This is a genomic window from Sphingopyxis sp. LARHCG72, from assembly GCF_052871675.1.
Genome location: NZ_JBIXJU010000004.1, coordinates 134,815 through 147,837, shown reverse-complemented (window position 1 = coordinate 147,837; position 13,023 = coordinate 134,815). Strand labels below are relative to the sequence as shown.

Sequence of the window (13,023 nt, the reverse complement as noted above, 5' to 3'; positions counted from 1 at the left end):
AATTAATCGCTCTCAGCTTTCGCCACGTGCATCAAGAAGGGCTTGTCGGCGCTTTGCGTCATTTAACCAAGCGTTACAGCGGACGCGAAACTCCTTCATTGTTTCGGTCGGTGCGGGGATAGGCGTGTTTTCAACGACCGCGATGAGTGCACTTACTATGCGAGCGGTTTCGGAAGGAGGTGTCTTCTCCCAGCGCGCATTTTCTGCCTCTCGCTGCTCCTTGCGTTCTCTGGCTTTTCCACGATTTTCGCGCTCTCGGTAGATCTGGCTGGCGGCCGCTTCCATGGCTTTGGTGGGTTTGAATGGGCGCGTGGTATCCGGCACCGTTATTACAGAGCCGGCGTTGAATTCGCGCCTTGGAGGGTTGCCATGCCTTAACTTCGTCATCCCTCATCTTTCGATCTAGGCTAATCCGTCAGATCGTCCCACATTTCCTTGATGCGGCCGAAAAAGCCCTGGCTCGCCGGGCATTCCTCGCCCGTTTCGGTCTCGCGGAACTCGCAGAGCAGCTCCTTCTGCCGCGCGGTCAGCTTCGTCGGTGTCTCGACGTCGATCTGGACGACAAGGTCGCCGTGGCCGCGGCCGTTGAGCACCGGCATGCCGGCGCCGCGCTGGCGGAGCTGCTTGCCCGACTGGATGCCCGCGGGGATCGCGATGTCATGCTTCTGGCCGTCGAGACCGGGGATGGCGATCTCGCCGCCGAGCGCCGCGGTGGTGAAGCTGATCGGCGCGCGCGTGAACAGCGTCGTGCCCTCGCGCTCGAACACCTTGTGCCGCGCCATGTGGAGGAAGATGTAGAGGTCGCCCGGCGCCGCGCCGCGCGCACCGCTCTCGCCCTCGCCCGACAGGCGGATGCGCGTGCCTTCGTCGACCCCGGCCGGGATGTTGACGGTCAGCGTCTTGCGCCGGTCGACGCGGCCTTCGCCATGGCAGCTGTTGCACGGGTCGGCGATGACCTCGCCCGCGCCCTGACAGGTCGGGCAGGTGCGCTCGACCATGAAGAAGCCCTGCTGCGCGCGCACCTTGCCGTGGCCGGCGCAGGTTTGGCAGCGGTTGGTCTGCGTGCCGGGCTTGGCGCCCGAGCCGTCGCACGTGTCGCAGCGCGCCGCGACATCGACCTGGATTTCGCGCGTGACGCCCGAAAAGGCGTCCTCGAGCTTGATTTCCATGTCGTAGCGCAGGTCCGCGCCGCGCGCGGGGCCGCGCTGCTGGCGTCCGCCACCGAAGGCCGATCCGAAGATCGATTCGAAAATATCGCCGATGTCGCCGAAATCGGCATTGCCCCCGCCGCCGAAACCGCCCGCGCCATTGACCCCGTCCTTGCCGAACCGGTCGTAGGCCGCACGCTTCTGCGGGTCCTTCAGGCAGTCATAGGCTTCGCTGATCGCCTTGAAACGCGCCTCGCTGTTGTCGCACCCCGGATTCTTGTCGGGGTGATATTTCATCGCAAGCTTGCGGTAGCTCGCCTTCAGCGCGGCATCGTCGGCGGTGCGCTCGACTTCGAGCAGTTCGTAATAATCGATGTCGAGTGACATAGGTCAACAGGCCCCGTCCGGCCTGCCGGGCCCGCGGGTGGCGGGTCCGGCAGGGGGAGTTTCTTACTTCTTGTCGTCTTCGACTTCGGAGAATTCGGCGTCGACGACGTCTTCGTCGGTCTTCGCCGCACCGGCATCGTCGTCGGCGCCGGGGGATGCGGCCGACTGCTGCTCCTTCTCGTAGATCGCCTGACCGAGCTTCATCGCGACCTGCGCGAGCGCTCCGGCCTTTTCGGTCATCGCGGCGGCATCGCCGCCTTCGACCGCGGTCTTGGCTTCGGCAACCGCCGCCTCGATCTCGGACTTGAGGCCCGCGTCGACCTTGTCGCCATGCTCGCGGAGCTGGCTTTCGGTCGAGTGGATCAGGCTTTCGGCGTTGTTCTTCGCCTCGGCCGCCTCACGGCGCGTCTTGTCCTCTTCGGCGAACTGTTCGGCGTCCTTGACCATCTGGTCGATGTCCGCGTCGCTGAGGCCGCCCGAAGCCTGGATCTTGATCTGCTGTTCCTTGCCGGTGCCCTTGTCCTTGGCGTGGACCGACACGATGCCGTTGGCGTCGATGTCGAAGGTCACTTCGATCTGCGGCACGCCGCGCGGTGCGGGCGGGATGCCGACGAGGTCGAACTGGCCGAGGATCTTGTTGTCCTGCGCCATTTCGCGCTCGCCCTGGAACACGCGGATCGTCACCGCCGACTGATTGTCGTCGGCGGTCGAATAGACCTGCGACTTCTTGGTCGGGATCGTCGTGTTGCGGTCGATCATCTTGGTCATGATGCCGCCCAGCGTTTCGATGCCGAGCGAGAGCGGGGTCACGTCGAGCAGCAGCACGTCCTTGACGTCGCCTTGCAGCACGCCCGCCTGGATCGCGGCGCCGATCGCGACGACTTCGTCAGGGTTCACGCCGGTGTGCGGTTCCTTGCCGAAGAAATCCTTCACGACTTCACGGACGCGCGGCATGCGCGTCATGCCGCCGACGAGCACGACTTCGTCGATCTCGCTCGCCGAAATGCCGGCGTCCTTGATCGCTTTCTTGCACGGTTCGAGCGTGCGCTTGACCAGCTCTTCGACCAGCTTTTCAAGGTCGGCGCGCGTGATCGTCTTGACGAGGTGCTTCGGCCCATTGGCATCGGCGGTGATGAAGGGCAGGTTGACCTCGGTCGACGCAGCGGTCGACAGTTCGATCTTTGCCTTTTCGGCGGCTTCCTTCAGGCGCTGCAGCGCGAGCTTGTCGCCGCGAAGGTCGATGCCTTCGTCCTTCTTGAAGCCGTCGGCGAGATATTCGACGATCTTGCTGTCGAAATCTTCACCGCCGAGGAAGGTGTCGCCGTTGGTCGACTTCACTTCGAACACGCCGTCGCCGACTTCGAGGATCGAGATGTCGAAAGTGCCGCCGCCAAGGTCATAGACGGCGATCGTCTTGTTCTCGGTCTTGTCGAGGCCATAGGCGAGCGCGGCCGCGGTCGGCTCGTTGATGATGCGCAGCACTTCGAGGCCCGCGATCTTGCCGGCGTCCTTGGTCGCTTGGCGCTGGGCGTCGTTGAAGTAAGCGGGAACGGTGATGACCGCCTGCTCGACCTTTTCGCCAAGATAGGCCTCGGCGGTTTCCTTCATCTTCTGGAGGATGAAGGCCGAAATCTGCGACGGCGAATAATCTTCGCCGCCCGCCTTGACCCAGGCGTCGCCGTTGGCGCCCTTGACGATCGTATAGGGGACGAGTTCCATGTCCTTCTTGGTCATGGGGTCGTCGAAGCGGCGGCCGATCAGGCGCTTCACCGCAAAAACCGTATTTTCGGGGTTGGTGACGGCCTGGCGCTTCGCCGGCTGGCCGATCAGGCGCTCGCCATCCTTCGCAAAGGCGACGATCGACGGGGTCGTGCGCGTGCCTTCGACATTTTCGATAACCTTGGGTTTTCCGCCTTCCATCACCGCGACACAGCTGTTCGTGGTGCCGAGGTCGATCCCGATCACTTTAGCCATTTGTTACTCGTCCTTGTTGCTTCTCAGGCGCCCTGAAAAGGCACGCCATCCATGGGTTCTATGGGCGCGATATAGGTGCGCTAATCCTTGGCACAAGGGCTTTCAGGGCTTATCGAGGGCGGGAAATGACGCGCTTTTACGGAGTCCTCCCAAAATGAAACCTTTTGCGATCCTTGCACTTGCCGCCACCGCGCTGACCCTGACGGGCTGCGGCGAAAATCTGGTCGGTGCAAAGCCGCTCAATGTCGTCAGCGGGCATATCGTGATGGGCGCGACCCCCGACCGTCCCGCGGTTGGCTATTTCCGCGTCCAGGGCGGGCCGCAGCCGGTCCAGCTCGTCGCGGTGACCGCCGACCTCGCGCAGCGAGTCGAGATGCACGAAAGCGTCAAGGAGAATGGCGTCGTGACGATGAAGCCGCTGCTCCGCGCCGATGTGCCGGCGAAGGGCGAGCTGGTGTTCAAGCAGGGCGGCAAGCATCTGATGATCTGGGGCATCAACGGCGCAGCGGTGCGCGCGGGCAAGCTGCCGATGGCGTTCGTCTTCACCAACAACAATAATGAGCGCATCCTCTTCGACATGGTGATCAAGCCCGCCGAAGGCGCTGCTGCGACCGACCATGGCGCGATGGATCATGGTTCGATGGACGCCGCGACGGAAAAGGGTGCCGAAAAGGCCGCCCCGGACGCCGCGAAGAAATAAGCATCGGTGCCGCGTCCGTCGCGACCCCTGACACATGGCGAAATCGCACTCGCCCGGACGGTGTTCGGCGACGCGATCGCCTATGATCGCGTGCGGGTGAACCACCACAAGTGGATATTCTTCCAGCCGCGGCATATCGTCATGGCGCCGATGGGCAGCCTGCACTTCAACCCGCACGGCGATCTCTATTGCGACGATTTCGCCGCGGCGTCGCAGCGATTGCAGGGGCTGTTCATCCACGAAATGACGCATGTCTGGCAGGCGCAGACGCGGGGGCGCTGGTATCTGGTGCTGATGCGCCATCCGTTCGCGACCTACAGCTACAGCCTCAAGCCCGGCTGGCTGCTCGAACGCTACGGGCTCGAACAGCAGGCGGAGATCGTCCGCCACTACTGGCTGCTCACGCAGGGCATGGTCGTCGGCGGCGCGCCGGGGGCCGACGCCTATCGCGCGATCCTGCCCTCATCGTGGGACACCCGCATAGATGGATGATTTCGAATTCGTCTTCGCGCTCTACAGCCTGCTGCTCGGCCTTTCGATGGTCGAGCTGCTCGGCGGACTCGGCCGCGCGATCGAGACGCGTTTTGCGGCAGAGGACAGCCGCGAAACCTTTGCGATCGGCTGGCTGACCCCCCTGCTCGCGATCTTCGTGATGCTCGACCTGCTCTCCTTCTGGAGCGCGGCGTGGGTCGCGCGCGGCGATATCGCGGTGTCGAGCACCGCGCTGCTCGGGGTCGCGGCGTTCGCCAGCATCTATTTCCTCGCCGCGCGGCTGGTCTTCCCGTCGCATCCCGAGGGGTTTGCGAACCTCGACACGCATTATTTCCGCGTCCGGCGGGTCATACTCGGCCTGCTGCTCGTGCTGCTGGCGGCGCAGCTCGGCTATTATGCGTCGCAGCCCGACCTCGCCGCCGCGCTTGCGCGTCCGGTCGCATGGGTCATGACGGTCGTGCTCGTCGCGCTGATGGTCGCGGCGATGTGGGTGAAGGATCGCCGCTGGAGCATCGCGATCCTCGCGGCGTTGATCCTGCGCTACGTTGTGATCTATCTCTTGTAAGCGTGGCAGCAATTAGCGGCTAGCCAGAGGGGCGGCGTTCGTCCTATGTTCCGCTTATGGATTCCACCTTGCTCGTTGTCGCCCTCGTTGCCCTCGCCCTTGGCGGACTGATCGGCTGGCTTTTTGCCGGGCGGCAGGCGGGCGCGCTCAAGGCCGAGCGCGACGGGCTTTCGGAGCGGTTCCGGACTGCGGTCACCGACCTTGCGGCAGAGGCCGAGGCGCGCAAGGCCGCCGATATCCAGCTTGCGGCCTTGCTCAGCGAACAGCGCGCGCGCGACGAGGCGCATGACGCGCAAATCGCGCAATTGAAGGATGCGCAGGCGGCGCTGACGGCGCAGTTCCGCGAGGTCGGGCAGGTGATGCTCGATGGGGCGCAAAAAGCCTTCCTCGATCGCGCCGAGGCGCGCTTCAAGGAGAGCGAGGCGACCGCGGGGCAGAATCTGAAGGCGCTGCTCCATCCGGTCCACGACCGGCTCGAAAAATATGAGGCCGCGGTGGCGAAGGTCGAGGCCGAGCGCCGCGATGCCTTCGGCCTTCTCCACGGCCAGATCGCGGCGATGCGCGAGGGGACCGAACGTGTGTCGAGCGAGGCGGCGAAGCTCGTCAACGCGCTGCGCAATGCGCCGAAGGCGCGCGGGCGCTGGGGCGAACAGCAACTGCGCAACGTGCTCGAAAGCTGCGGCCTTTCCGAACATGCCGATTTCCAGACCGAGGTGAGCGTCAATGACGGCGACGGCGGGCGGCTGCGTCCCGATGTCGTCGTGCGTGTGCCCGGCGGGCAGAATCTCGTGATCGACGCCAAGGTATCGCTCAACGCCTATCAGGACGCGTTCGGCGCGGTCGAGGAGCGCGAGAAGGCGGCGCATCTCGTCGCGCACGCCGCGGCGATGAAGGCGCACGTCAACACGCTCGGCGCCAAGGCCTATTGGAACCAGTTCGACGACACCCCCGATTTCGTCGTGATGTTCGTGCCCGGCGAACATTTCCTTGCCGCCGCGCTCGATCAGGACGCGGGCCTTTGGGACTATGCGTTCGAGCGCAAGGTGCTGCTCGCGACCCCCACCAACCTGATCGCGATCGCGCGCACCGTCGCGGCGGTGTGGCGGCAGGAAAAGCTCGCCAACCAAGCGCGCGAGATCGCGGCGCTGGGCAAGGAGCTCTATGCGCGCATGTCGGTCATGGGGTCGCACATCGCGCGCGTCGGCAAGAATCTCGATCAGGCGACGGGCGCGTATAACGCCTTCGTCGGCAGCTTCGAATCGCAGGTGCTCACACAGGCGAAGCGCTTCGAGGCGCTCGATATCGAAACCGGCGACAAGGAAATTCCGGTGCTGCCGGTCGCGGAGCAGGCGGCGCGGCCGCTCGCGAAGCTCGCGTCGGCGCCTGCTGCGGTCAATGACGCGGGCGAATAGGGCGGCTGTTCAGATTATCTGCTTGAGCACGGCGGTCTGGCCGCCCGATCCGGTGAGGATCAGCGTGCCGTCATCGGCAAAGGTCAGGGCGACCGGCGCGGCCATCAGCTTGAAGAAGGCGGCTTCCTGCGTCATGCCGGCGCCCGGACACGCCATTTCGGTCGCCATCAGCGGCCCGGCCTTCAGCGTCGTGCCGTCGACCGCATAGCGTCCCGAAAAGCGGTTGCAGCCCGCGCTGCCGGTCAAGAGGTCGCCGTTGAATTGGAGTACGGTCGGCCGGTCGGCCGCGACGGCAATCCCGCCGATCGACACGAATGTCCAGTGCGTTCCCGCGATCCCGGCCGCGGGGGGCAATATCTTGCCGCCACACCCCTTCAACGTCTTGCCGTCGGCGACGACCGTCACCGTGTCGGCGTAGCGCCGGTCGCTCATTCCGTCGCTGCATTCGCCGCGCACGACATCGACGGTGAGCCGGTCGGTGGCATAGCGCTTGCCGCCCGCGCTCGGCTTCGCGCCGGGGTTCGCGACCATGATCTTCGTCTCGCCATAGTCGCCGTCATAGTTGAGGCGCGACGGCGTGATCTCGAGCGTCCAGCCCGGTTCGGTACCGAGCGCCATATAGGCGGCAGCCGGCGTGTCGCCGGGGGTTTGCGGCGGCGTTTCGGTGGCGGGGACGCACGCGGCGAGCGCGAGGAGGGAAAGGGCGGGGAGGGTGAACCTGATCATGCGATATCTCCTAATCGAAGCGGAGTGATCGGCTGATGAACGGCGCTGCCGCCTATCGGTTCCGCCGCTGGTTCAGCACCTCATACGCCATCACCGCGGTCGCGACCGCGGCGTTGAGGCTGTCGGCCTTGCCCATCATCGGCATCTTGACGCGCACATCGGCGGCGGCGGCATAGTCGGCCGGCATACCCTGCGATTCATTGCCGGTGAGGATGAAGGTCGGCGCAGCATAGCGCACCGCCTGATAATCCTCGGTATCGCCGCCGAGCCATGTCGCGACGAGCTGGCCAGCACCCTGTCGCAGCCAGGGGAGGAACTCGTCCCAGCGCGTCACCACCAGCTTTTGCGTGAAGATCGCCCCCATGCTCGCGCGCACCGCCTCGACCGCATAGGGGTCGGTGCTCTCGTCCAGGAGGATCAGCCCGCCCGCGCCGACCGCATCGCCGGTGCGCAGCATCGTGCCGAGATTGCCCGGATCGCGCAGTCGCTCGGCGACGAGCCAGATCGGCGCGGCATCGCGGTCGAGATCGGCGAGCGTGGTTTGCGGTTCGGCGTAGATGCCGACGACGGTCTGCGGATTATCCTTGCCCGACAGCTTCGAGAGGATCGCGCCCGTCGTGTCGATCACCTCGCCGCCCGCCGCCAGCGTATCGGCTGCCAGCGCCGCCGCGAGCGGATGCGCGTCGCCCTCGGGGCCAAGAAACAGCCATAAGGGGAGGATGCCCGCCTCGCGCGCCTCGGTCGCGATACGTAGCCCTTCGGCGAGGAACAGGCGCTCCTCGCGGCGGTGGCGTTTCTCGCGCAGCAGGCGCATCCGCTTGATCAGCGGATTGGACAGGCTTTCGATTGTGGTGCGACGACCGGTCATCCGGTCAATCCTCGCCGAAGCTGTCCTTGACCAGCCCGACGAGCTTCAGGAGCGCCGCGTCGGCGCCGTCGCCCCGCGTGTGGATCGTGATCGAATCACCCTTCGCCGCGCCGAGCATCATCAATCCCATGATCGAGGTGCCGTTGACGCGCGATCCGCCTTTTTCGACCTCGACCGATACGCTTTCGGGCAGGCGGCTGACGAAGGTGACGAACTTGGCGCTCGCCCGCGCATGGAGGCCGCGCTGGTTGGTGATTTCGACGGTCTCGGAATTTTCGTTCAAGGGCCTACTCCCAGCATTTCCGATGCGACCGAAATATATTTCTGGCCGGCTTCCTTCGCCGCGATCACCGCGGCGCGAAGTTCCATCGTCTTGCGCGCGCTTTCGAGACGGATCAGCATCGGCAAATTCACCCCGGCGATCACTTCGGTGCGCCCTGCTTCGAGCAGGCTGATCGCGAGGTTCGACGGCGTGCCTCCGAACAGGTCGGTCAGCATGACGACGCCGCGGCCTTCGTCGACGGCGCGAATCGCGTCGGCGATTTCCTTGCGGCGCATCTCCATATTGTCGTTGGGGCCGATGCACACGGTCGCGACCGCGCGCTGCGGACCGACGACATGCTCCATCGCGCGCACCATTTCTTCGGCAAGGCGACCGTGGGTCACCAGGACCATTCCCAGAAGCGGCAAAGCCTTATCGTTCGGCATGCAGTCGTCGACCCTTATGTTTTGCCGCCGGGTGCGGGAGACGCGGGCGGGGGCCTGCCCTCAAGCCCATCTTGCGGGGCAGAGTCAAGGTTGCGGTGGGTCACTGTCAGCTCGTGGCCCGCGTCGCGTAGCGTTTGGGCAACACGCGCGGCGACATGGACGGACCGGTGGCGGCCGCCGGTGCATCCGAATGCGATGGTGACATAGCTTTTGCCCTCGGCGCGGTAACGCGGCAGCAGGGTCAGGATCAGCTTCTCGATCTGCGCGACGCTGTCTTCATAGGCGGGGTCGGCCTTCACATAAGCGGCGACGTCGGCGTCCAGCCCGGTGCCGGGCTTCAGCTTCGGGTCCCAGTGCGGGTTGCGCAAATAGCGCATGTCGAACACGAGGTCGGCGTTGCGCGGCAGGCCGCGCGCGAAGCCGAAACTCAATATGTTGAGCACCGGTTCGCCCTCGCCAGCGTCGCCGAAGCGCTGGCGCACCTCCTGCTGCAGGTCGTTGCTGCTGTAATTGGTGGTGTCGACGACATGTTCGGCCCAGCGGCGCAGCGGCTCCATCACCTCGCGCTCGCGCGCGATGCCGTCGGCGGCGGGGCGGTCCTCGGCCATCGGGTGGCGCCGCCGCGTTTCGGAGAAGCGGCGTTCGAGTTCGGCGCCGGCGCAGTCGAGGAACAAGGTCTCGACGTCGTGCGTCCCTTCCTGGCGCAATTCCTTGATCCGCTTGACGAGCAGCGCGGGCCGGAAGCCGCGGCTGCGGCTGTCGATGCCGACGGCGATCGGCCGACTCGCTTCGTTGCGCTTCACGGGGGCGTCGATCAGCGCGTCGAGCAGTGCGAGCGGCAGGTTGTCGACGACCTCCCACCCCAGATCCTCGAGTACCTTGAGGACGGTCGACTTGCCCGCACCCGACAGGCCGGTAACGAGCAGCAGGCGCGGTTCGGCGGCGTCGGTCATGCGCCGGGCGCCAGCCGTTCGAGGGCGAGCATGATCTTGATCGGCGCCGACGCCTCGAACGCCGACAGCAGCAATGCGGGCAGCGGGTGGCCCGCGACCATTTCGACCTGGTTCACCGCGGGCATGCGGTCGTAGCGGTCGGTCAGCCGCACTGCGAGCGCCAGCGGCACGCGCGCGGTCCACGGACGTTCGATGATGCCGATCCCGCGCACCTCGAGCTTGCCCGCGAGCGTCTCGGGCGGGCTGCACCAGAGGCGGTCGCGCTCGAACCAGATGTCGCATCGATCGTCGGCGACGAGCTTTGCGCCACGATCGATCAGTCGCAGCGCAAGGTCCGACTTGCCCTGTCCCGAATTGCCGAGGATCAGCACGCCGCCGTTGCCCGCCGCGACGCAGCTGGCGTGGATATTGACGATTTCGGTTCTGGTCCGGCTGGGAAGCATGGCGCATGGCTTACCGGCGACGATGCGGTGCTGCAAGGCGATAGGATGAGTGCGTCAGCCCGCCTGGTGGCCGCCTTCGCGCGCGGGAAGGGTGATCAGCAGGCTCGCGCCCGGCTTGCCGTCGTCGCGATCCTTGGCGCTGATCGTCCCGCTATGCCCCTCGACGATCGTTCGCGCGATCGCGAGGCCGAGCCCGCTGTGCCGCCCGAAGGCGCCCGGCGGACGTTCGCTGTGAAAACGGCGGAAAATGGCGTCGCGCTGCGCGGGTTCGATGCCGGGGCCGTCGTCGTCGACCTTCACATGCACCTCGTCGCCGAGGCGCGTCGCCGAAATGCAGACGAGACCCGTTTCGGGCGAAAAGCTGATCGCATTGTCGATGACATTGTCGATCGCGCGCTCGAGCCGGTGGCCGTCGCCCATCACCACCGTCGTTCCCTTGCGCGGGCGGGCGAAGGCGATGCGCGGGTGCGGCGCGTCGGCATCGATCCGCGCCGCGCGCGATGCGAGCATCGATTCGATCATCATGCCGACGTCGATCGGTTCGAACAAAGTGCGCGACAACTGCGCGTCGACGCGGCTCGCCTCGCTGATGTCGCTGACCAGCCGGTCGAGGCGGCGCACATCCTCGTCGGCGATTGCGAGGAGTTGCGCGCGCTGCTCGTCGCTCTTGACGCGCCCCAGCCCCTCAATTGCCGAGCGAACCGAGGCGATCGGGTTCTTGAGCTCGTGCGTCACGTCGGCGGCGAAATGCTCGCCCGCATCGATGCGTTCGCGCAGCGCCTGCGTCATGTCGCTGAGCGCGCGCGCCAGCGTGCCGATCTCGTCGCGGCGGCTTGGCAGGCGCGGCACGACGACCTCACGCGCGCGGCCGAGGCGGACGCGCACCGCGGCGCGCGCGAGGCGGCGGAGCGGCCGCACGATCGTCCGCGCGAGGAACAGCGAGAGGAGGGTCGATGCGAGCAGGACCATCGCGACGACGATCGCGATGCGGAAGCGTTCGGCGCGCACCGTGCGCGTGATGTCGCGCGCGTTGAGCGTCATCAGCACCGTCTGCGGTTCCTCGAAGTCGACGACGCGCGCGGCGCTGAGCAGCGGGGTGCGTTCGGGGGCATAGCGGAAACGGCTTGCTACGCGGTCGCTGGCCTGCGCCTCGACGACTTCGGGCCACGATTGCGCCCGATCGACGCGGGGTTCGTGGAAATCGGGATAGGAGGGCGCGCCGACGATCCAGTCGATACCCCGGTCCATCGCGCGTGCGGCGTCGCGCTTCCACGGTTGCAGGTCGGGATCGCGCAGCGTGTAGGTTGCGGGTCCGCTCGCAAAGCTGTCCGAGAGGCGCTGCCCGTCGGCGGCATAGAAGCGCAGCCGCGATTCGGTCGCTTCGGCAAATTCGCTGATCAGGCGCTCGCGCTGGTCGGGGCGCGCGGCCTCGAGCGCGCTGTCGAGCATCGCGAGCTGGTCCTTCATCACCTCGATGCGCGTATCGACGAGGCGGCTGCGATAGGTGTCGAGATAATAGAAACCACCCGCAAGCAGCGCCACGGCGAGGATGTTGACCGCCAGGATGCGCGTCGTCAGCGACCAGCGCGCCGACCAGACGAGCGGCGATTCCTCCTGCTCGGCGATGCTGGCGTCGGGTTTCAGCCGGTCGAGTTTCTGGGCATCAGCTGTCATCGGCAAAACGATACCCCGCACCATAGAGGGTGGCGATCGCGTCGAATTCGGGATCGACTTCGCGGAACTTGCGGCGCAGGCGCTTGATGTGGCTGTCGATCGTGCGGTCGTCGATATAGACATCGTCCTGATAGGCAGCGTCCATCAACTGGTTGCGGCTGCGCACGATGCCGGGGCGCGACGCCAGCGTTTCGAGGATCAGGAATTCGGTGACGGTCAGCGTGACGTCCTTGCCGTCCCAGCTGACCTTGTGCCGCGCCGGATCCATTTGCAGCCGCCCGCGCGTGATCGGGTCGGCCACCGGCTCGTCGTCGCCTTCGGAGGTGTTGCGGTTCAGCTCGACGCGGCGAAGGATCGCGCGGATGCGCGCGATCACCAAGCGCTGCGAAAACGGTTTGGCGATATAGTCGTCGGCGCCCATCGCGAGGCCGAGCGCCTCGTCGATCTCGTCGTCCTTGCTGGTCAGGAAGATGACGGGAAGCTGGCTCTTTTCGCGCAGCCGGCGCAGCAATTCGAGCCCGTCCATGCGCGGCATCTTGACGTCGAAGACCGCGAGATCGGGCGGGTTGTCGATCAGCGGCTTCAGCGCGGCTTCGCCGTCCGAATAGACGCGCGTCACAAAGCCTTCGGCCTGCAGCGCAATCGACAGCGATTGCAATATGTTGCGGTCGTCGTCGACCAGCGCGATGGTTGCCGTCATGCTCTTTCCGTTGGCGGGCCTTGGGGAGCGATTAGCCTATCCGGCGCCCAGCGACAACAGCGGCGCAATGCCACCGGTTCCCGCGCCCCGCATTCGTCGCAGGCGCCGCCCGGCCGCGCTTTAATCTTTTGACCTCCCCCGCCAACAGAGCTAACGCGGCCGGGATTTCGGAATCGGCGGTCACGTCGGCACCCATGTAAATGCGGGCCAGCCCATTAGCACGCTAAGCATTGCATAGGTATGCAACGACGCCGCCGGACAGGAGAGGCGAAG

The 13,023-nt window shown here is 65.8% G+C and carries 15 protein-coding genes; 4 read left to right on the top strand and 11 right to left on the bottom strand.

The window, feature by feature from the left end:
- Window positions 1–12: 12 nt before the first annotated feature.
- The 3 genes from ACIPPQ_RS10855 to dnaK form a co-directional block, all read right to left on the bottom strand.
- On the bottom strand, window positions 13–387 hold the full coding sequence (locus ACIPPQ_RS10855) for a hypothetical protein (protein WP_446544098.1): 375 nt from the start codon (window positions 385–387) through the stop codon (window positions 13–15).
- Between the two features lie 20 nt (window positions 388–407).
- Window positions 408–1,535: a molecular chaperone DnaJ gene (gene dnaJ / locus ACIPPQ_RS10850; RefSeq protein WP_446544097.1), complete on the bottom strand. Its 1,128-nt coding sequence runs from the start codon at window positions 1,533–1,535 to the stop codon at window positions 408–410.
- A gap of 63 nt (window positions 1,536–1,598) precedes the next feature.
- Window positions 1,599–3,509 (bottom strand): molecular chaperone DnaK, encoded by a 1,911-nt coding sequence (gene dnaK / locus ACIPPQ_RS10845; protein WP_446544096.1) that lies wholly within the window; start codon window positions 3,507–3,509, stop codon window positions 1,599–1,601.
- A gap of 154 nt (window positions 3,510–3,663) precedes the next feature.
- On the opposite strand from dnaK, the gene ACIPPQ_RS10840 reads away from it, so the two are divergent.
- Genes ACIPPQ_RS10840 through ACIPPQ_RS10825 form a run of 4 tightly spaced genes read left to right on the top strand, consistent with a single transcriptional unit; the run spans window position 3,664 to window position 6,678 of the window.
- Window positions 3,664–4,209 carry a copper chaperone PCu(A)C gene (locus ACIPPQ_RS10840; RefSeq protein WP_446544095.1) on the top strand — a complete coding sequence of 182 codons (546 nt, stop codon included), beginning with the start codon at window positions 3,664–3,666 and terminating at the stop codon, window positions 4,207–4,209.
- Between the two features lie 6 nt (window positions 4,210–4,215).
- On the top strand, window positions 4,216–4,701 hold the full coding sequence (locus ACIPPQ_RS10835) for a vgr related protein (protein ID WP_446544094.1): 486 nt from the start codon (window positions 4,216–4,218) through the stop codon (window positions 4,699–4,701).
- Window positions 4,694–5,266, top strand: a complete 573-nt coding sequence (locus ACIPPQ_RS10830; protein WP_446544093.1) for a hypothetical protein — start codon at window positions 4,694–4,696, stop codon at window positions 5,264–5,266. Before ACIPPQ_RS10835 ends, ACIPPQ_RS10830 begins: the two co-directional genes overlap by 8 nt.
- A gap of 56 nt (window positions 5,267–5,322) precedes the next feature.
- A complete protein-coding gene (locus tag ACIPPQ_RS10825) occupies window positions 5,323–6,678 on the top strand; it encodes a DNA recombination protein RmuC (protein ID WP_446544092.1) in 1,356 nt (451 codons plus the stop codon).
- A gap of 9 nt (window positions 6,679–6,687) precedes the next feature.
- Here ACIPPQ_RS10825 and ACIPPQ_RS10820 read toward each other — a convergent pair whose 3' ends face one another.
- From ACIPPQ_RS10820 to ACIPPQ_RS10785, 8 genes are read right to left on the bottom strand one after another with little or no spacing between them, the layout of a single operon-like run.
- Window positions 6,688–7,404 carry an META domain-containing protein gene (locus tag ACIPPQ_RS10820; RefSeq protein WP_446544091.1) on the bottom strand — a complete coding sequence of 239 codons (717 nt, stop codon included), beginning with the start codon at window positions 7,402–7,404 and terminating at the stop codon, window positions 6,688–6,690.
- 52 nt (window positions 7,405–7,456) lie between these two features.
- Complete coding sequence (locus ACIPPQ_RS10815; protein WP_446544090.1) at window positions 7,457–8,272, bottom strand: TrmH family RNA methyltransferase; 816 nt, start codon at window positions 8,270–8,272, stop codon at window positions 7,457–7,459.
- 4 nt (window positions 8,273–8,276) lie between these two features.
- Window positions 8,277–8,555, bottom strand: a complete 279-nt coding sequence (locus ACIPPQ_RS10810; protein ID WP_037513592.1) for an HPr family phosphocarrier protein — start codon at window positions 8,553–8,555, stop codon at window positions 8,277–8,279.
- Entirely contained in the window at window positions 8,552–8,947 is a 396-nt protein-coding gene (locus ACIPPQ_RS10805; RefSeq protein ID WP_327451349.1) for a PTS sugar transporter subunit IIA, read from the bottom strand. Before ACIPPQ_RS10805 ends, ACIPPQ_RS10810 begins: the two co-directional genes overlap by 4 nt.
- Window positions 8,948–8,994: 47 nt before the next feature.
- Window positions 8,995–9,933, bottom strand: coding sequence for an RNase adapter RapZ (gene rapZ, locus ACIPPQ_RS10800; protein ID WP_446544089.1), 939 nt, complete (start codon window positions 9,931–9,933; stop codon window positions 8,995–8,997).
- On the bottom strand, window positions 9,930–10,376 hold the full coding sequence (locus ACIPPQ_RS10795; RefSeq protein WP_327451028.1) for an HPr kinase/phosphorylase: 447 nt from the start codon (window positions 10,374–10,376) through the stop codon (window positions 9,930–9,932). Before ACIPPQ_RS10795 ends, rapZ begins: the two co-directional genes overlap by 4 nt.
- Window positions 10,377–10,430: 54 nt before the next feature.
- Window positions 10,431–12,050 carry an ATP-binding protein gene (locus tag ACIPPQ_RS10790; protein ID WP_446544088.1) on the bottom strand — a complete coding sequence of 540 codons (1,620 nt, stop codon included), beginning with the start codon at window positions 12,048–12,050 and terminating at the stop codon, window positions 10,431–10,433.
- Window positions 12,040–12,750 carry a response regulator gene (locus ACIPPQ_RS10785; RefSeq protein WP_446544087.1) on the bottom strand — a complete coding sequence of 237 codons (711 nt, stop codon included), beginning with the start codon at window positions 12,748–12,750 and terminating at the stop codon, window positions 12,040–12,042. Before ACIPPQ_RS10785 ends, ACIPPQ_RS10790 begins: the two co-directional genes overlap by 11 nt.
- Window positions 12,751–13,023 lie beyond the last annotated feature (273 nt).